Source organism: Paraburkholderia tropica (assembly GCF_900109265.1).
Lineage (GTDB): Bacteria > Pseudomonadota > Gammaproteobacteria > Burkholderiales > Burkholderiaceae > Paraburkholderia > Paraburkholderia tropica.
In genome coordinates, this window is sequence record NZ_FNZM01000005.1 from 73,981 (window position 1) to 92,139 (window position 18,159).

Annotated in this window: 18 protein-coding genes; 13 read left to right on the top strand and 5 right to left on the bottom strand. The window is 69.0% G+C overall.

The features are described from left to right. Nucleotides 1–31: 31 nt before the first annotated feature. Nucleotides 32–1,816, top strand: a complete 1,785-nt coding sequence (locus tag BMY06_RS09185; RefSeq protein WP_080180626.1) for an isovaleryl-CoA dehydrogenase — start codon at nucleotides 32–34, stop codon at nucleotides 1,814–1,816. A 55-nt stretch (nucleotides 1,817–1,871) separates the two neighbouring features. Continuing rightward, a complete protein-coding gene (locus tag BMY06_RS09190; protein ID WP_080180616.1) occupies nucleotides 1,872–3,344 on the top strand; it encodes a coniferyl aldehyde dehydrogenase in 1,473 nt (490 codons plus the stop codon). Between the two features lie 25 nt (nucleotides 3,345–3,369). Here BMY06_RS09190 and BMY06_RS38085 read toward each other — a convergent pair whose 3' ends face one another. The 5 genes from BMY06_RS38085 to fliE all read right to left on the bottom strand — a co-directional run bounded on the left by BMY06_RS38085 (nucleotide 3,370) and on the right by fliE (nucleotide 6,733). Next, entirely contained in the window at nucleotides 3,370–3,774 is a 405-nt protein-coding gene (locus BMY06_RS38085) for an EscU/YscU/HrcU family type III secretion system export apparatus switch protein (protein WP_080180615.1), read from the bottom strand. Continuing rightward, nucleotides 3,771–5,327, bottom strand: a complete 1,557-nt coding sequence (locus BMY06_RS09200) for a flagellar hook-length control protein FliK (RefSeq protein WP_074982789.1) — start codon at nucleotides 5,325–5,327, stop codon at nucleotides 3,771–3,773. The genes BMY06_RS38085 and BMY06_RS09200 overlap by 4 nt, the downstream gene beginning before the upstream one ends. A gap of 136 nt (nucleotides 5,328–5,463) precedes the next feature. Further along, nucleotides 5,464–5,796: a flagellar protein FliT gene (locus BMY06_RS09205; RefSeq protein WP_065065639.1), complete on the bottom strand. Its 333-nt coding sequence runs from the start codon at nucleotides 5,794–5,796 to the stop codon at nucleotides 5,464–5,466. After that, nucleotides 5,793–6,245, bottom strand: a complete 453-nt coding sequence (gene fliS, locus BMY06_RS09210; protein ID WP_074982791.1) for a flagellar export chaperone FliS — start codon at nucleotides 6,243–6,245, stop codon at nucleotides 5,793–5,795. Before fliS ends, BMY06_RS09205 begins: the two co-directional genes overlap by 4 nt. A 152-nt stretch (nucleotides 6,246–6,397) precedes the next feature. Next, nucleotides 6,398–6,733: a flagellar hook-basal body complex protein FliE gene (fliE, locus tag BMY06_RS09215; RefSeq protein ID WP_065065637.1), complete on the bottom strand. Its 336-nt coding sequence runs from the start codon at nucleotides 6,731–6,733 to the stop codon at nucleotides 6,398–6,400. 281 nt (nucleotides 6,734–7,014) lie between these two features. On the opposite strand from fliE, the gene fliF reads away from it, so the two are divergent. The 11 genes from fliF (at nucleotide 7,015) to fliP (ending at nucleotide 18,150) form a co-directional block, all read left to right on the top strand. Next, nucleotides 7,015–8,808 (top strand): flagellar basal-body MS-ring/collar protein FliF, encoded by a 1,794-nt coding sequence (gene fliF, locus BMY06_RS09220; protein WP_074982792.1) that lies wholly within the window; start codon nucleotides 7,015–7,017, stop codon nucleotides 8,806–8,808. Then, a complete protein-coding gene (fliG, locus tag BMY06_RS09225; RefSeq protein ID WP_065065635.1) occupies nucleotides 8,798–9,793 on the top strand; it encodes a flagellar motor switch protein FliG in 996 nt (331 codons plus the stop codon). Before fliF ends, fliG begins: the two co-directional genes overlap by 11 nt. Next, nucleotides 9,786–10,469 carry a flagellar assembly protein FliH gene (fliH, locus tag BMY06_RS09230; protein WP_074982794.1) on the top strand — a complete coding sequence of 228 codons (684 nt, stop codon included), beginning with the start codon at nucleotides 9,786–9,788 and terminating at the stop codon, nucleotides 10,467–10,469. The genes fliG and fliH overlap by 8 nt, the downstream gene beginning before the upstream one ends. Continuing rightward, entirely contained in the window at nucleotides 10,463–12,178 is a 1,716-nt protein-coding gene (gene fliI / locus BMY06_RS09235) for a flagellar protein export ATPase FliI (protein WP_065065633.1), read from the top strand. The genes fliH and fliI overlap by 7 nt, the downstream gene beginning before the upstream one ends. Further along, on the top strand, nucleotides 12,178–12,633 hold the full coding sequence (fliJ, locus tag BMY06_RS09240) for a flagellar export protein FliJ (protein ID WP_065065665.1): 456 nt from the start codon (nucleotides 12,178–12,180) through the stop codon (nucleotides 12,631–12,633). Before fliI ends, fliJ begins: the two co-directional genes overlap by 1 nt. Nucleotides 12,634–12,733: 100 nt before the next feature. Further along, nucleotides 12,734–14,236 carry a flagellar hook-length control protein FliK gene (locus BMY06_RS09245; protein ID WP_074982796.1) on the top strand — a complete coding sequence of 501 codons (1,503 nt, stop codon included), beginning with the start codon at nucleotides 12,734–12,736 and terminating at the stop codon, nucleotides 14,234–14,236. A 440-nt stretch (nucleotides 14,237–14,676) separates the two neighbouring features. Then, nucleotides 14,677–15,177 carry a flagellar basal body-associated protein FliL gene (fliL, locus tag BMY06_RS09250; RefSeq protein WP_065065631.1) on the top strand — a complete coding sequence of 167 codons (501 nt, stop codon included), beginning with the start codon at nucleotides 14,677–14,679 and terminating at the stop codon, nucleotides 15,175–15,177. A 45-nt stretch (nucleotides 15,178–15,222) separates the two neighbouring features. Then, nucleotides 15,223–16,224, top strand: a complete 1,002-nt coding sequence (fliM, locus tag BMY06_RS09255; protein WP_065065630.1) for a flagellar motor switch protein FliM — start codon at nucleotides 15,223–15,225, stop codon at nucleotides 16,222–16,224. After that, on the top strand, nucleotides 16,217–16,687 hold the full coding sequence (gene fliN, locus BMY06_RS09260) for a flagellar motor switch protein FliN (protein WP_065065629.1): 471 nt from the start codon (nucleotides 16,217–16,219) through the stop codon (nucleotides 16,685–16,687). The genes fliM and fliN overlap by 8 nt, the downstream gene beginning before the upstream one ends. Beyond that, the gene (gene fliO, locus BMY06_RS09265) at nucleotides 16,684–17,295 is read left to right on the top strand and encodes a flagellar biosynthetic protein FliO (protein ID WP_080180614.1); all 612 of its coding nucleotides are present in this window, start codon (nucleotides 16,684–16,686) and stop codon (nucleotides 17,293–17,295) included. The genes fliN and fliO overlap by 4 nt, the downstream gene beginning before the upstream one ends. Further along, nucleotides 17,296–18,150, top strand: coding sequence for a flagellar type III secretion system pore protein FliP (gene fliP / locus BMY06_RS09270; RefSeq protein WP_065065628.1), 855 nt, complete (start codon nucleotides 17,296–17,298; stop codon nucleotides 18,148–18,150). It abuts the gene before it with no gap. The last annotated feature ends 9 nt before the right edge of the window (nucleotides 18,151–18,159 follow it).

The window sequence follows — 18,159 nt, forward strand, 5'->3', positions numbered from 1 at the left end:
CCGACGCGCGCCGCCGATGGAGACCGCCTCGATGAACCCAATCGCCCCGACGCACCCGGCCAGCGCACCTGACGCGACCGAGGCGACCGACGCCGCGTCGCGCCAGCATCGCTCCGGCACCACGCACGAAGTCACGAATCAGGCGCCGCCGCTCGCCGATTACAACCTTTTTTCCACCGATGCCGCGCTCGGCGAAGCGCTCGCGCGCGCCGGCGCGCAGTGGCATCGCGATGCGCTCGCGCGTCATGGCGCCAAGCTCGGCGAAGCCGAGGTGCAGGCGCTCGCCGATCTCGCCAACCGCCACGCGCCCGAACTGCATACGCACAGCGCGCGCGGCGAGCGCATCGACGCCATCGAATTTCATCCCGCCTGGCACGACCTGCTCGCGCTGCTGCGCGCCGAAGGCCTGCACGCGCTGCCGTTCTCCGAGCCGCGTCCCGGCGCGATGGCCGCGCGCTGCGCGGGCTATTTTCTGCACGCGCAGCTGGAATCGGGCTCGCTCTGCCCGCTCTCCATGACGTTCGCCAGCATTCCGGTTCTACAGCGCGAGGCGGCGCTGTTCGAGACGCTGCGCGACAAGCTCTACACGCGCGAGCACGACCCGCGCGACGTGCCGCTCGCCCACAAGCGCTCGATGATGATCGGCATGGGCATGACCGAAAAGCAGGGCGGCTCCGACGTGCGCAGCAACCGCACCGAAGCGCGTCCGGCGGGCGCGCAGAGCGGACGCGGCGCGCGCTATCTGCTGACCGGCCACAAGTGGTTCTTTTCCGCGCCGCAATGCGACGCGCACCTCGTGCTCGCGCGCACGACCGAACACGACGGCCTCTCGTGCTTCTTCGTGCCGCGCTTCCTGCCGGACGGCACGAAGAACGCCGTCAACGTGCAGCGTCTGAAAGAGAAGCTCGGCAACCGCTCGAACGCGAGCAGCGAAGTTGAATTCTTCGACGCCGAGGGCGTGATGATCGGCGACGAAGGCCGCGGCGTGCCGACCATCATCGAAATGGCGAATTTCACGCGGCTTGACTGCGTGATCGGCAGCGCGGCGCTGATGCGCGCGGCGCTCGTGCAGGCGATCCATCACGCGCGCCATCGCAGCGCGTTCGGCCGTCCGCTCGCGCAGCAGCCGCTGATGCAGAACGTGCTCGCCGACCTCGCGCTCGAATCCGAAGCCGCGACGGTGCTGTTCATGCGCCTCGCGCACGCATTCGAGCAGAGCGCGCAGGCGGCGCAGCCCGGCGAGGAAAGCGCCGAAGCGCTCGAAGCGCTCGCGTGGCGGCGCATCGTCACGCCCGCCGCGAAGTTCTGGGTCTGCAAGCGCACGCTCGCGTTCACCGGCGAGGCGATGGAAGTCTGGGGCGGCAACGGCTACGTCGAGGAAGGGCCGATGGCGCGCTTCTACCGCGAGGCGCCCGTCAACTCGATCTGGGAAGGGTCGGGCAACGTGATGTGTCTCGACGTGCTGCGCGCGCTCGAACGCGAGGCCGACGCCGCCCAGGCGCTCTTTCTTGCGTGGCGTCGCGAAGCGGCCGATCATCTCGTGCTCACAGCCGCGCTCGACCGGCTCGCGGCGCTGCTCAACGGCGCGCCGGGATCGCGCGAGGCGAGCGCGCGGCGCATCGCGCAGCAGATCGTGCTGATCGCGCAGGCGATGCTGCTGCGCGCCGGACCGCCCGAGGTCGCCGACGCGTTCATCGCCACGCGGCTCGACGAACACGCCGCCGACTGCGACCGCGTGTTCGGCACGCTGCCCGCGCGCTTCGACCACGCCGCGCTGATCGAACGCGCGCTGCCCGCCGACTATCTGGTGCGATGAGCAGCGATAACAACAACACGAGCGCCCGCGCGCCTCACTCCATCAAGGACCGACCATGAAGCAGGATCTGCCCGAAACGCTTGCTCCGCAGCCCGCTCCCGGCGCAAGTGCCGCGAGCACAACCGGCGAGCACACGCCGGACACGCTCGCCGCGCTGCTCGCCACGCAGCGCGAAGCCTTCCTGCGCGAGCCGTTTCCGGCGTGGAGCACGCGCGCGCGTCATCTGCGCACGCTGCGCGACGTGCTGTTCGCGAATCAGGACGCGCTCGCCGACGCGATGAACGCGGATTTCGGCCAGCGCTCGAAAGCCGAGGTCGCGCTCGCGGAATTCGTGGTGCTCAAGCAGGAAATCGACGCCGCGCTCAAGCACGGCGAGCGCTGGATGCGTCCGCAGCGCCGCCGCACGGGCAAGTGGCTCGCGCCGGGCCGCGCGAAAGTCGTGCCGCAGCCGCTCGGCGTGGCGGGTATCGTCGTGCCGTGGAACTATCCGCTGCTGCTGGGCGCGAGTCCGCTCGTCTGCGCGCTCGCGGCGGGCAACCGAGCGCTGATCAAGATGTCGGAGCTGACGCCGCGCACGTCCGCGCTGTTCGCCGATCTGATCGCGCAGGCCTTCGCGCCCGACCACGTGGCGGTCGTGAACGGCGACGCGGCCGTGGGCGCGGCCTTCAGCGCGCTGCCGTTCGACCATCTGCTGTTCACGGGCTCGACGCGCATCGGCCACGAAGTGATGCGCGCGGCGGCCAACCATCTCACGCCGGTCACGCTCGAACTCGGCGGCAAGTCGCCCGCGCTGATCGGCACGCAGGCGCGCTTTGACTACGCCGTCGACAGCCTGCTGCTCGGCAAGACGCTCAACGCCGGGCAGACCTGCATCGCGCCCGATTACGTGCTGCTGCCGCGCGGCAGCGAAGCGGCGTTCATCGCCCGCGCGCGCACGCGCTTCGAGACGCTGTATCCGCAATTCGCGACCAACCGCGATTACACCTCGATCATCTCGCCGCGCCATTTCGAGCGCCTCGAACGGCTCGCCGACGAAGCCCAGGCCGCGGGCGCGCAACTGCATCCGCTCGGTCCGCGCGACGCCGCGACGCGCCAGTTCGCGCCCGTGATCGTGACGAACGCGCCCGACTCGACGCGATTGATGCAGGAGGAAATTTTCGGGCCGCTGCTGCCGATCGTGCCCTACGACACGCTCGACGAGGCGCTGCGCTACGTGAACGCGCGTCCGCGTCCGCTCGCGCTCTATCTCTACGCCGACGACGCGCGCACGGTCGATCGCGTGACGCACGAGACCGTGGCGGGCGGCATGTCGGTGAACGAAACGCTGATGCATATCGCCGCGGAGGGGCTGCCGTTCGGCGGCGTGGGCGCGAGCGGCATGGGCGCGTATCACGGCTACGAGGGATTTCAGACCTTCTCGAAGATGAAACCCGTGTTCACCCAGGCGCGCCTGAACGCGCGCGGGCTGATCGCGCCGCCTTACGGCAAGCTGTTCAACACGCTGATTCGCGTGATGTTGCGGTTCTGAAGCCAGCGGCCTGGCGTCGCGTGCCTCACTCCGGCAAGGCCGGAAAGCGGAACGGATTGATCGACAGCGATTTCGGATCGGGCGTGTTGCGGGCCGCGCCCGCCGCGCCTGCGGCTGATTGCTGGCCATTCGCGGCGGCAGCGGCGGCGGCTTGCGCGTTGCCCGCGACTTCGAGCCCGTGCAGCCAGGCGAGCAGTTCCGCCACCGCCTGATAAAGCTGCGGCGGCACCTGCGAATCCAGATCGACCTGCATTAGCAGCGACACCATTTCCGGCGCCTCGTGCACATAGAGGCCGGCTTCCTTCGCGCGCTGCACGATCATCTCGGCGACAAGGCCGTAGCCCTTCGCGACCACGCGCGGCGCGGCGTCGGGCGAAGCCGCGTCGTCGTAGGCGAGCGCCGCGGCGCTCTTGCGGTTCGTGCGGCTCATCCCAGTTCCCAGTCGGTTGACGACGCCGGATGCGCATCCGACACCGCATCGGCGGACGCGTCCGCGTAGGCGTGCGTCGCCGCAGCGGCTGCCGCCTGTTCGGCCTGTTCGGCCTGCGCCGCATGGTGCGCGTAAGCGTCGGCGGCGCGGGCGGCCTGACCCGCGCCGCCTGCTCCACCTGCACCACCGGCGATGCCACCGCCGATTTCGCGGATCGACAATCCGGCCAGCGCGAGTCCGAGCGCCGCGATGCGTCCGCGCAGCACCTCGCTGTGCGCCGTCAGTTGCTGCGCGCCGCCGGGGCTGGCCTGCACGCGCACGGCGAGCGCCGATCCGGTGAGCGTGAGTTCCGCGTCGACGGTGCCGAGCGACGGCAGCGCGAGCGTCAGGCGCGTGCGCCACGGCGTGTCGTCGTCGGCGCTGCGGCGCGGGCCGCGCTGGTTGTGGACCTCGTGGGCGTCGTAGTCTTCCTGCTGGATGCTCCAGTCGAGACGCACGCCGGGCCACGCCTCGCCGGTCCAGCGGAATTCGCCGGTCGCGAGCAGATCGAGTTGCTGACGCACGATCGGCAGCAGCGCCTGATGGACGCCCGCCGCCGTGCCCGCCTGGGTGTGCAGCGCGGGCAGCAGCGTGTCGCCGAGCAAGGTGTTCGCGCGCGCGGCGTTCTGCGAGGCGGCGTTGCCCGCGTCGGCGCCCGTCGTGCCGGCGGTGTTGCGCGGCTGGGCGGACGCCGCATCGGCGGCGGCGCGCGCGGCCGTCTGCGAGGCGGACGGCACGTCGGTCCAGAACACGTCGTCGATGTCGTCGGCGGCGCTGCTCCAGTCGAGCGGCAATTGCGTGCCCGCGAGCCGGTTCTGCGGTTCGTCGGCGAGTTCGGCGGGCGAGCGCTGGCCTTGCAGCCATTGCGCGAGATGCGATTCGTAGAACAGGCCGCTCGACGCGACCGTCTGCGCGAGCGCCGCCGTCAGCGCGGCCACGGGGCCGGATTGGGCCGCGAGCGCGGCGCCCTGCGTGCCTTGTGCGTTGCCGGTGGCCTGCGCGGCGTTGCCTGGTGTGGCTTGATTCGCGGCATCGGCGGCGTTGGCCGCGCCGGTCGTTCCGGTTGCCCCAGCCGCCCCGTTCACGCCATTCGCGCCCGCTTGCGCCGTCGCCGCGAGATCCGCGAGCAAGGCGCTTTCGAGCGCGGCTTCGGCCTGCGCGAGTCCCGGCAGCGGCAAATTGGCGTTGGTGGCGGTATTGGCGGCCGCGCCCGGATCGGCGCCCGGATCGGCGCCCGGATTGGCCCAGACGGGCGCGCTGCCGACCACGGCGGGCGTGGCGTCGCCGCCCGAGCGGATGATCGCGTCGAGCGCGAGCGCGACGGCCGACAGCTCGGTTTGCGCCGACGCCTGCGGCGAATTGACGGCCTGCGCCTCGGGCAGCGCGGTGACGCCGCCCGCCAGCGCGGACACGCCCGCCTGCGCGGTGCCGGCGCTGCCTTGCGCGCCGGTCGGGCCCAGCGCGCCTACGCGGCTCGCGATCAGCGCGGCGGCGCTCGTGTCGATTCCGTTCATGCGGAGCGTGGGGCCAGTTCAGTGGCCGGGTTCGGCTCCCGGTCCGGGGCGCCGACGTCGTCAGCCGGTTTCAGGGGACGTTCCAGAATGGGCGGTGCCCGGCGCGCTGCGCCGGCAGGTCCGCCGCGGCCTGCGGCTAGCGCGCGCCGTACAGCTCCTGCAGGACCCGCGCGGGCTGCGCCGTGCCTTGAAAGAGCGCCGACAGGCGCGCCATGCACGGACTCGCGAGGTCGCGGATCGCTGCGTCGTCGGCGAGGATCTGCCGGATCAGCTCGTATTTGCGCGCGCGCTCGGTGGTGCTGAGCCGGACGCCGAGATCGGCGTCCTTGAGCGCTTCGACGAGGTGGCGGTATTCCTCCTGGAGGCCGATCAGATCGTTCCAGTGTGCGCCGCGCGCCGCGCTGAGCATCTGCCCAGACACTGCCGCGATCGCTTCATAGTGGGCGAAGTAGTCTGCTTTCGAACTCATCTCGTCAATGAGCCGGACGAAGGCCCGGATGCCCGCTGCTGCTGGGCCATCTGTTCCACCTCCGGCGCAATCCCCAACCAGGCTTCCTCGAGCGTTGCCAGCAGGCCATCGACTTCGACCAGCATGGACTCGCTCTGTTGAATATTCGCTTCGAGCAAACGTCGCGTCATGTAGCTGTAGAGTGCATTCAGGCGCTGCGCGATTTCCCCGCCCGCCTCGACGTTCAACGCCAGCTGAAGCCCGCTTTCGACGATCCGGATGGCCTTGCCGATCGCCTCGCCACGCGGCCCCACGTTGCCCATCTGCAGATGCAGGCGGGCTTGCGCAATCGCCTTGCGCGCGCCTTCGTACAGGAGCGCGATCAGCTTGTGCGGACTGGCGCCCATAATCCCCGTTTCGACACCGACGCGTGCATAGGCGTTGGCTCCAGATTGGGCAGGGGAAAACATCGGCGCTTCTCCTTCGAACGTGCGGCTGTGGAATCGGTGCGTCCGGACCCGCGCCGCCCGTAGGCGCGCGAACCGGTTCTAGCCGTGTTATCGGAAAGTATGAGGAGAAGCTTTAATGGGCTGACAGTCGGAAGGGGTTCGCGCGTCCCGGCTTACACCTGAATCTGCATGATGTCGGTGTAGGCCGCGACGAGCTTGTTGCGCACCTGCAGGCCGAACTGGAAGCCGATATTGGCCTTCTGCATGTCGACCATGACATCGTTGAGCGAAACGTTGCTGGCCCCCAATTCGAACGCCTGCGACTCGCCGACGGCCTTCTGCTGATCGTCGCTGATCTTGTCGAGCGACGCCTTGAGCGCCGCGGCGAACTCGCCGCCGCTCGCCGCACCCGAGCCGGATTCAGCCGCCGTGGCGCTGCCCGCGGCCTGGGCGGCCATGGCCTGCATCTGCGCTAGCGCCGACGTGAGTGGGTTGACTGGCACCGTCATGTTTGCTCCACGATAAAGAGAGTTGCGCGGCGGCGGCGGCCCGCGCAACCCCGGTCCGGGTGCGCGGGGGGCGACGCCCCCGGACCCGGTCCGCGTACGCAGGGTGCCGAGTCTGCGAGAAATATAGCAGTCGGACATTTTGAGCAGCCCCGAAACTAGGGGGAAAACCCGGCTCTATTCGCGCAATCGGCTTGCCACGGCTCTCGGATAATCCCTGTCGTGAAAGTCTCTGCCGCGCGCGCGCCGCAGGGACGTGCAAGTCTCCCGGAGAAACCCGTCGCATGGATTCGTCTGCCAACTCTTTGATCAACCCCGACGCCCGCATGGGCCTCGCCACCAGCGGCGCCGCCACAGGCGCCGGTGGCGCGGCATCCGGCGCCGCGGACGACCTGGGCGGCGGCTTCGCGCAGCGCCTCGGTTCGCTCTCGTCGCTGCGCAGCGTGCGCGGCAACCCGCGTGCGCCGCTGATCGTCGCCGTCGCCGTGCTCGTCGCGGTGGTCGCGGGCCTCGTGCTGTGGTCGCGCGCGCCGGACTACAAGGTGCTCTACAGCAACCTGTCCGACCGTGACGGCGGCTCCATCATCACGGCGCTGCAAGCCGCCAACGTGCCCTACAAGCTGTCCGACGGCGGCGGCGCCATTCTGGTGCCGTCCGAGCAGGTCAACGAAATGCGCCTGCGCCTTGCGCAGCAAGGCCTGCCGAAGAACGGTTCGGTCGGCTTCGAACTGATGGACAACCAGAAGTTCGGCATCAGCCAGTTCGCCGAGCAGGTCAATTACCAGCGCGCCCTCGAAGGCGAACTCGAACAGACCATCCAGTCGATCCAGAGCGTCAAGTCGGCGCGCGTGCATCTGGCCATTCCGAAGCCCTCGGTGTTCGTGCGCGAGCGCGAAGCGCCTTCGGCGTCGGTGCTCGTCAATCTGTATCCGGGCCGCGTGCTCGACGAAGGCCAGGTGGCCGCGGTCACGCACATGATTTCGTCGGCCGTGCCCGATCTGCCGGTGCGCAACGTCACCGTGGTCGACCAGGACGGCAATCTGCTCACGCAAAGCGCCGCCAGCGCGGGCCTCGACGCCTCGCAGCTCAAGTACGTGCGCCAGATCGAACACGACACCCAGTCGCGCATCGACGCGATCCTCGCGCCGCTGTTCGGCTCGGGCAACGCGCGCTCGCAGGTCAGCGCCGACGTGGACTTCTCGAAGCTCGAACAGACCTCGGAGAACTACGGCCCGAACGCCAATCCGCAGCAGGCCTCGATCCGCAGCCAGCAGCAGAACATCGCCACCGACATGCAGCAGTCGGGCGCGGGCGGCGTGCCGGGCGCGCTCTCGAACCAGCCGCCGCAGCCGGCCTCGGCGCCGATCAACGCGCCCGCGGGCGCGAGCGGCGCGGCCGCCTCGACGCCGATTTCGGATCACCGCGACACCACCACGAACTACGAGCTGGACAAGACGGTGCGTCACTTCCAGCAGTCGCCGGGCGACATCAAGCGCCTCTCGGTGGCCGTGATCGTGAACTATCAGCAGAAGGTGGACGCCAAGGGTCACGCCACGATGCAGCCGCTCGACGCACAGAAGCTCGCGCAGGTCGAACAGCTCGTGAAGGACGCGATGGGCTACGACATCAAGCGCGGCGACTCGGTGAACGTGGTCAACGCCGCGTTCCAGACCGACGTCGATCCGAACGCCAACCTGCCGTGGTGGCGCCAGCCGGACATGATCGCGCTGGCCAAGCAGATCGCAACCTGGCTCGGCATCGGCGCGGTGGCCCTGTTCCTGTACTTCGTGATGGTGAAGCCGGCGCTGCGCCGCGCCTTCCCGCCGCCGGAACCGGTTGCCGCCGCCGCGGGCCCGGCGCTCGGGGGCGACGCCGAGCCGCTCCTGCTGGACGGCCTGCCGCAAGTCGAGAAGATCGAAGGCACGGGCGGCGTGGTCGAGGGCGACAGCGATCTGCTGGCCCTCGAAAACGAGAAACAGAAGTTCGAACGCAACCTGGAATTCGCGCGCAACATCGCGCGCCAGGATCCGAAGATTGTCGCAACCGTTGTCAAGAGCTGGGTGAACGATGAGCGCTGAAGGAGCTGTCAAGAGCGCACTGCTGCTCATGTCGATCGGCGAGGAAGAGGCCTCTCAGGTCTTCAAGTTCCTCGGGCCGCGCGAAGTGCAGAAGATCGGCGCGGCGATGGCCGCGCTGAAGAACGTCAAGCGCGAAGAGATCGACGCGGTGCTGCACGAGTTCGTCAAGGAAGCCGAGCAGCACACGGCGCTGTCGCTCGACTCGAACGACTACATCCGCAGCGTGCTGACCAAGGCGCTCGGCGAGGACAAGGCCGGTGCGGTGATCGACCGCATTCTGCAAGGCGGCGACACGAGCGGTATCGAAGGCCTGAAGTGGATGGACTCGGGCTCGGTCGCGGAACTCATCAAGAACGAGCACCCGCAGATCATCGCCACGATCCTGGTTCACCTCGACCGCGATCAGGCGTCCGAAATCGCCTCCTGCTTCACGGAGCGTCTGCGTAACGACGTGCTGCTGCGTATCGCCACGCTCGACGGCATCCAGCCGCAGGCGCTGCGCGAACTCGACGACGTGCTCATGGGCCTGCTGTCGGGCAGCGACAACCTCAAGCGCAGCCCGATGGGCGGCATCCGCACGGCCGCCGAAATCCTGAACTTCATGACGAGCCAGCACGAGGAAGGCGTGATCGAAACGGTCCGCCAGTACGACGCCGAGCTTGCCCAGAAGATCATCGACCAGATGTTCGTGTTCGAGAACCTGCTGGATCTCGAAGACCGCGCGATTCAGCTGCTGCTCAAGGAAGTCGAGTCCGAATCGCTCATCATCTCGCTCAAGGGCGCCCCGCCCGCGCTGCGCCAGAAGTTCCTCGCGAACATGTCGCAGCGCGCCGCGGAACTGCTCGCCGAAGACCTGGACGCGCGCGGCCCCGTGCGCGTTTCGGAAGTCGAAGCGCAGCAGCGGCGTATCCTGCAGATCGTGCGCAACCTCGCCGAAAGCGGCCAGATCGTGATCGGCGGCAAGGCAGAAGACGCTTATGTCTGACGAAGCCTCACAACCGTTGCACCGTCAACTCTCGGCGTATCAGCGCTGGGAGATGGCGTGCTTCGATCCGCCTCCGCCTCCCCCGCCGCCGCCCACGCCGGACGAAACGGCGGAGTTCGAGGCGGAACTGCAGCGTATCCGCGACAACGCCCACCAGGCCGGTCTGACGTCCGGCCACGTGGCGGGCCAGGCGCTCGGCTACCAGGCCGGCTACGACCAGGGCCAGAAGCAGGGTTTCGAACAGGGACTCGGCGAGGCGCGCGCCGTGGCGGCGCAGTTGTCGGCGATCGCGCAACGTTTTTCCGACGCGCTGACGACCGCCGAAGCGGGCGTGGCCGAAACGCTCGTCGAGCTGGCGCTCGACATCGCCCAGCAGGTGGTCCGCCAGCATGTACAGCACGACCCGACGGCGCTGCTCGCCGCGGCGCGTGAAGTGCTCGCGCACGAGCCGCAGTTGTCCGGCTCGCCGCAACTGGTGGTGAGCCCGGCCGATCTGCCGGTGGTCGAGGCCTATCTCCTCGAAGATTTGCAGGCGCGCGGCTGGACCGTGCGCACCGACGCCTCGCTGGAACGCGGCGGCTGCCGTGCGCAGGCCGCCACCGGCGAGACGGACGCGGGCATCGGCACGCGCTGGGAGCGCGTCGCCGCAGCGCTCGGGAAGGCGCGGCCATGGTGAATTCGGCGCTGCATCAGACCGTGCATCAGGCGATCCACACGGGCGGCCTCACGCCGCTCGAACAGGAACTGGCGCTCGCCTCGTTCGGCCCCGGCGTGCACGACGCGGCCCAGACCGACGGCATGCTGGTCGACGGCGACTCCGAATTCGTGCTGCCCGACCTGCCGCACTTTCCCGCACCGAATTTTTCCGCCGACATGGGCGCGGCGGCCGAGCGTCTCGCCGGCCTGCCCGCCGCGCCGGACAGCCCGGCACCAGGCCTCGCGCCCGAACCCGTGCTTGCGCCCGCGCCGGCTCCGTACACGCCGCCCGCGAATTTCGACCCGGACAATCCGCATCACGCGAGCTGGAAGGCGCGCCTGAACAGCGTGCGCGAGCGCAACGCCCTCGCGCTGCCGCTGCGCGGCTGCGGCCGCCTCACGCGCGCCGCCGGTCTCGTGCTCGAAGCCGTGGGCCTGCGCCTCGCCGTGGGCGCGGAAGTCGTGATCGAACTCCCGCCGGGCAGCTCGCTGCCGATGGCCGAAGCCGAAGTGGTGGGCTTTTCCGGCGACAAGCTGTTCCTGATGCCGACCACCGAAGTCGCGGGCCTGCTGCCGGGCGCGCGCGTGTGGCCGCTCGAAAGCGCGCCGATCGCCGATCCGATGGCGGGCGCCAAGCGCCTGCCGGTCGGCTGGGGCATGCTGGGCCGCGTGGTCGACGCCTCGGGCAAGCCGCTCGACGGCTTCGGCCCGATCAACACGGAAGCCGACGCGCCGCTCACCGCGCCCGTCATCAACCCGCTGAACCGCGAGCCGATCCACAAGGTGCTCGACGTCGGCGTGCGCGCGATCAACGCGCTGCTCACGGTCGGGCGCGGCCAGCGCATGGGCCTGTTCGCGGGCTCGGGCGTCGGTAAATCGGTGCTGCTCGGCACGATGGCCCGCGCCACCAGCGCCGAAGTCATCGTGATCGGACTGATCGGCGAGCGGGGCCGCGAAGTGAAGGAATTCATCGAGCAGATCCTCGGCGAGGAAGGGCTCGCGCGCTCGGTGGTGGTGGCCGCGCCGGCCGACGTCTCGCCGCTGCTGCGCATGCAGGCCGCCGCGTACACGACCTCGCTGGCCGAATATTTCCGCGATCAGGGCAAGCACGTGCTGCTGCTGATGGATTCGCTCACGCGTTACGCGATGGCGCAGCGCGAGATCGCGCTGGCGATCGGCGAGCCGCCCGCGACCAAGGGCTATCCGCCCTCGGTGTTCGCGAAGCTGCCCGCGCTCGTCGAGCGCACCGGCAACGGCCCCGAAGGCGGCGGCTCGATCACGGCGTTCTACACCGTGCTCACCGAAGGCGACGACCAGCAGGACCCGATCGCCGACTCGGCGCGCGCGATTCTGGACGGCCACATCGTGCTGTCGCGCGCGCTCGCCGAAGCCGGTCACTATCCGGCCATCGACATCGAAGCGTCGATCAGCCGCGCGATGACGGCGCTGATCGACGACCAGCATCTGAACCAGACGCGCGCGTTCAAGCAGATGCTCTCGCGCTACCAGCGCAACCGCGATCTCATCAACGTCGGCGCGTACGTGAGCGGGCGCGACGCCGTGCTCGACCGCGCCATTGCACTTTATCCGCGCATCGAGGCCTTTCTTCAGCAGGGCTTTCGCGAAAGCGCGAACTACGATCAGAGCGTCGATATGCTCGGCGCGCTCATTGGACAGGGGAATAGATGATGACCCGGCAGACCGCATTGCAGACCCTGATCGGCCTCGCGCAGGACGACGTCGACGCCGCCACGCAGAAGCTCGGCCGCGTGCAGCGCGAACGCGCGGAGATCGAGAAGCAGCTGAAGTCGCTGATCGACTACCGCGACGAGTACCATACGCGCTTCACCGAGTCGGCCCGCAAGGGCATGGCCGCGGGCAACGTGCGCAACTTCCAGGCGTTCATCGACACGCTCGACGCCGCCATCGAGCAGCAGCGCCGCTTGCTCGAGCAGGCGACGCAGCGCGTCGAGGCCACGAAGCCCGAGTGGCTGCGCACCAAGCAGAAGCTCGGCTCGTACGAGGTGCTGCAGTCGCGCCAGGACGCCGTGCAGGCGCGCGTGGAAGCCAAACGCGAGCAGCGCGATTCCGATGAATTCGCCGCCCGCGCGCTGCGCATGCGCGCGTCGCAGCATCATTCATGAAGCGGGCCATCGAAGCCGTTAGCCGTATCCAGCCGTACCTATAACTCGCACAAAGATCCACCACGCGATCCACACCGTTACGTTATCCGGGGCAGACACCATGTCGCTTCTTTCCGCAGTCAGTTCGCTCTTCGGAGCCGTCGACCCCGCCTCCAGCGGCGCCGCCTCCGCGGGCAGCCAGGCTGATCAGGCGAGCCAGGGCTTCGCTCAGACGCTCCAGCAGAGCATCGCCGCGCAGACCGCGCTGAGCCAGCCGACGCCGCAGCAATACGCGCAGTCCAACGCCTCGCAGGCATACAACAACGCCAACGCGTCGAACAACGCGAACGCGTCGCAGAACGCGTCGTCCTCGCAGTCGTCGCAAGCGTCGCAATCGAGCCAGTCGTCGTCGCAATCGACTTCGGGCAGCAGCTCGTCGAGCGGCACGCACAGCACCTCGAAGACCGACCATCGCGGCGACGACGCCCGCACCAACCAGCAGCAGGCCGATGCCGCGGGCGCCCAGGCCGCCGCGCAGGCCCAGCAGGCGCAACAAGCCCAGCAGGCCGCGCAGCAGTCGGGCCAGCAGGCTCAGGACGACGGCAGCGGCGACGGCACGACGCCCGCCACCGACGCCACGCTCGCGGGTCTCGCCGCCGCCGCGGCTGGCACGGCCGCGACGGCCGCGGACGGCACCACCGCCACCGCGACCACCGATTCGAAGTCGGTCGGCGACGCGCTCACCGCCGCGCTGCAAAAGCTGCGCAGCGGCGCGGCCACGCTGTCGGCGCACGGCGGCGCGACCACGCAGGACGCGGCCACGACGGGCCAGGCGATCGCCAACGGCTTCGCGGCGCATCTGGGCGCGCAGGCGAAGGCCAAAGGCCTGAGCACCGCACTCGACGACAAGACCACCGGCGCGACCGGCGACGCCAAGGCAGCCACGGCCGTCACCGCGGACGCCGCCTCGCAGACCGCGGCCACCGCACTCACGGCGGCCGTGGCGCAGCAGGCCACGCCGGTCCAGCAAGCCGCCGCGAACGCGGCCACCGACGCGCTCGCGGCCACCCAGGCGGCCGCAGCCGCCGCGGCTCAGGCCCAGGCCACCCAGGCGGCGGCGGCGACCACCAATCCGGCGGCGTCGGCGGCGGCGTCGGCCGCGCTCGCGCCGCAGGTGGGCACGAGCGACTGGGAAGACGCGCTCAGCCAGAAGGTCGTGTTCCTCTCGAACGCGCACCAGAGCTCGGCGGAACTCACGCTCAATCCGAAGGATCTCGGCCCGCTGCAAGTCGTGCTGCAGGTCTCCGAGAACCACGCCCACGCGCTCTTCGTCTCGCAGCATCAGCAGGTGCGCGAGGCCGTCGAAGCGGCCCTGCCGAAACTGCGCGAGCAGATGCAGGAAAACGGCATCGGTCTGGGCAGCGCGAGCGTCAGCGACGGCTTCTCGCGCCAGATGAACCAGCAGGCGCAACAGGACAGCGGCAGCGGCTCGGGCAGCGGTTCGCGTTCGTCGCGTTCGGGCGGCAGCAGCCTCGCCTCCGGCAGCGGCGTCGACGACGCCATCGGCAGCACCACCACGGCGCCGACCACGCGCACCGTCGGCCTGATCGACACCTTCGCCTGATCGCAATCGCCGCCAGGAACGTCTGACGACGCCTGGCAACGGCGGGCAACGCCTGGCAATGGCGGGCGGCGCGCGCATCGCGCCGCCCGACCGGTCGCTCTTGCACCGCGCGCCGTCGATCGACTCAGATCGCCCCTGATCGGACCCCATCGCGCGCCCTTCTTCGGGCATCGCTCTCCAACGTGACGGCAGCGCGCCGCAACGCCCGGGATGCCGCGCGCATCGGCGCTTTCCGGCGTGCGCGCCGCACCTGCAACAAAACCACGAGATAGCCGGAAATCCCCCGTCTATTCCTCCCTTCGCTGTAAGGCAAAAGCCGGAACAATGCAGGCTGCCGGGATTGATGTCGCACGCGGCGCGCAACTTGCGCGACCGGCGGGCGTTTTCCCGACGGCCCCACACTCGGCCCCAACACCGCACCACCCAGGCTTACGACCGACATGGCGACCACGACCGCAAAAGATCAAGCTGCGCCCCAGGGCGCGAAACCCGGACCGCTCAAGCGGATCCTTCTCATCGTGATCATCGCGATCCTTGCCGCGGGCGCCGCCGGCGCGGGCGTGTGGTTCTTCATGTCGCGTCATCCGGCCGCCGCCACGGCGAGCGCACCGCCGCCGCCGCCCGTGCCGGTCTACTACGCGCTCGAACCGATGACGGTGAACCTGCAGTCCGACGACGGCGACACGCACTATCTGCGCATCGGCCTCACGCTCAAGCTCGACAGCCAGGCGACCCAGGACGCGCTCGTCGCGCACATGCCGGAGATCCGCAGCCGCGTGCTGCTGGCGCTCTCGAACAAGCATCCGTCCGATCTCGCGCCGCTCGACGGCAAGCGCGCGCTCGCCACCGAGCTGGCCGCGCTGATCTCGCAGCCCTCCGACCCGCGCGGCCAGCCCGCCAAGGTCGAAGACGTGCTGTTCACCGAATTCGTCGTGCAGTAACGCCATGCACAGCGCGAAGATATCCGGGAGCCTCGCATCATGAGCATGGGTGGTCACGACGAGTTCATGTCGCAGGAGGAGGTCGATGCCCTCCTCAAGGGCGTCACCGGCGAAGTCGACAGCGACTCCAGCTCGTCCGAAAAGCAGGGCGTGCGGCCCTACAACATCGCGACGCAGGAACGCATCGTGCGCGGCCGGATGCCCGGCCTCGAAATCATCAACGAGCGTTTTGCGCGTCTGTTGCGCGTGGGCATTTTCAACTTCATGCGCCGCACGGCCGAAATTTCGGTCGGTCCCGTGCGCGTGCAGAAGTACAGCGAATTCACGCGCAACCTGCCGATTCCGACGAATCTGAACCTCGTCCACGTGAAGCCGCTGCGCGGCACCTCGCTGTTCGTGTTCGATCCGAACCTCGTGTTCTTCGTGGTCGACAACCTGTTCGGCGGCGACGGCCGCTTCCACACGCGTGTGGAAGGGCGCGACTTCACGCAGACCGAGCAGCGCATCATCGCGCGCCTGCTGAACCTCGTCTTCGAGCACTACACGACGGCGTGGAAGAGCGTGCGCCCGCTGACGTTCGAATACGTGCGCTCGGAAATGCACACGCAGTTCGCCAACGTCGCGACGCCCAACGAGATCGTGATCGTCACGCAGTTCTCGATCGAATTCGGCCCGACGGGCGGCACGCTGCACATCTGCATGCCGTACTCGATGATCGAGCCGATCCGCGACGTGCTCGCCTCGCCGCTGCAGGGCGAAGTGCTCGACGTGGACCGCCGCTGGGTGCGCGTGCTGTCCCAGCAGGTGCAGGCCGCCGAAGTGGAGCTCACCGCAGATCTCGCGCAGGTGCCCATCACGTTCGAGCAGATCCTGAACATGAAGAAGGGCGACGTCCTGCCGGTCAACATTCCCGAGCACATCGTCGCGAAGGTCGACGGCGTGCCGGTGATGGAATGCGGCTACGGAATTTTCAATGGTCAATACGCGTTGCGGGTCCAGAAGATGATCAGCGCAGCCGACACGATGAAGGAAGGTGGATATGAGTGACGTGAACAGCCCGCAAGGCGAAGAGCCCGTGCTCGAAGCGGGTCAGGAAGCCGCGGCCGAGGTGCCGGGTTCGGGCGCCGATGAGGCGTCGCTGGACGACTGGGCAGCGGCGATGGCCGAGCAGAACAGCAACGACGCGCCCGCTGCGGCGCCCGCTGCCGTGTTCCAGCCGCTCTCGAAGGTCGACCAGAACTCGACGCGCAACGACATCGACATGATTCTGGACATTCCCGTCCAGATGACCGTCGAACTCGGCCGCACCAAGATCGCCATCCGCAACCTGCTGCAACTCGCGCAAGGTTCGGTGGTGGAGCTCGACGGCCTCGCCGGCGAGCCGATGGACGTGCTCGTGAACGGCTGCCTGATCGCCCAGGGCGAAGTGGTGGTCGTGAACGACAAGTTCGGTATCCGTCTGACCGACATCATCACGCCGTCCGAACGGATCCGGAAGCTGAATCGATGACTCGCGCAGCCGGGCCCGTCACGCGTTTCGCTCACGTCGCGCTCGTCACTCACGCGCGCCAGACGCTCCAGTTCGCGCTCGCGCTGGCCCTGTCGGGCGCAGCGGGCGCGGCAGTCGCGGCGAACGCCGCCGACCTCCAGGCCGTGAACAAGGCGGCGCAGTCCGCTTCGAACGCGTCGGCGGTCGTGGCGGGCAGCGCGGTGCCGGCGCTCGGTTTCGGCGCGGTGCTGCAAACGGTGTTCGGGCTCGCGCTGGTGATCGCGGTGGTGTTCGGCTGCGCGTGGCTCGCGCGGCGTCTCGGTCTGCAGCACGGCCCGAAAAATGCGCTCGTCAAAACCGTGGGCGGCGCTTCGCTCGGCGGCAAGGAGCGCGTGGCGGTCGTCGAGATCGGCGATACCTGGCTCGTGCTCGGCGCGGCGCCCGGCAGCGTGCGCCTGCTGCACACGATGCCCGCGGGCGAACTGCCCGCCGCCGGTGTGGCCAATGCGGCCGGTGTGACGGCGAGCGGCGACCCCGCCCTGCAAGGCAGCTTCGGACAGCGCTTTCGTGACGCGCTGAAACACGAAGCCGGCAAACGTTTCAAGCGTCACGACGGCGGAGCGCAGTAAATGCACGGCAGTTCCCTTCACGACGCGCACGCGGGCGACGCAAGCCGCGCAAGCGCGTCTTCCCTCCCGACTTCGGTGAAATTCTCGCGCGCGGCGCTGCCCGTCGCGCTCGCCTTTGGCGCGGGCGCCCTGGCGCTGCTGCTGCCGCATCTGGCGCACGCGCAGGCCGCCACCGGCCCGCAAGGCCTGCCGGCCTTCACCACGAGCCCCGGCCCCGCCGGCGGAACGACCTATTCGCTGAGCGTGCAGACGATGCTGCTGCTCACGATGCTGACGTTCCTGCCCGCGATGGTGCTGATGATGACGAGCTTCACGCGCATCATCATCGTGCTCTCGCTGCTGCGTCAGGCGCTCGGCACGACCACCACGCCGCCCAACCAGGTGCTGGTGGGACTCGCGCTGTTTCTCACGCTGTTCGTGATGTCGCCCGTGATCGACAAGGCGTACAACGACGGCTACAAGCCCTTCTCCGCCGGCACGCTGCCGATGGAGGAAGCGGTCTCGCGCGGCGTCGCGCCGTTCAAGACCTTCATGCTGCGCCAGACCCGCGAGACCGATCTCGCGCTGTTCGCGCGCATCTCGCACGCGCCGCCCATGCAGGGCCCCGAAGACGTGCCGCTCACGCTGCTGGTGCCCGCATTCGTCACGAGCGAGCTGAAAACCGGCTTCCAGATCGGCTTCACGGTCTTCATTCCGTTCCTCATCATCGACATGGTGGTGGCGAGCGTGCTGATGTCGATGGGTATGATGATGGTCTCGCCCGCGACGATCTCGCTGCCCTTCAAGCTCATGCTGTTCGTGCTCGTGGACGGCTGGCAACTGTTGATCGGCTCGCTCGCGCAGAGCTTCACCTGAGGACCCCAC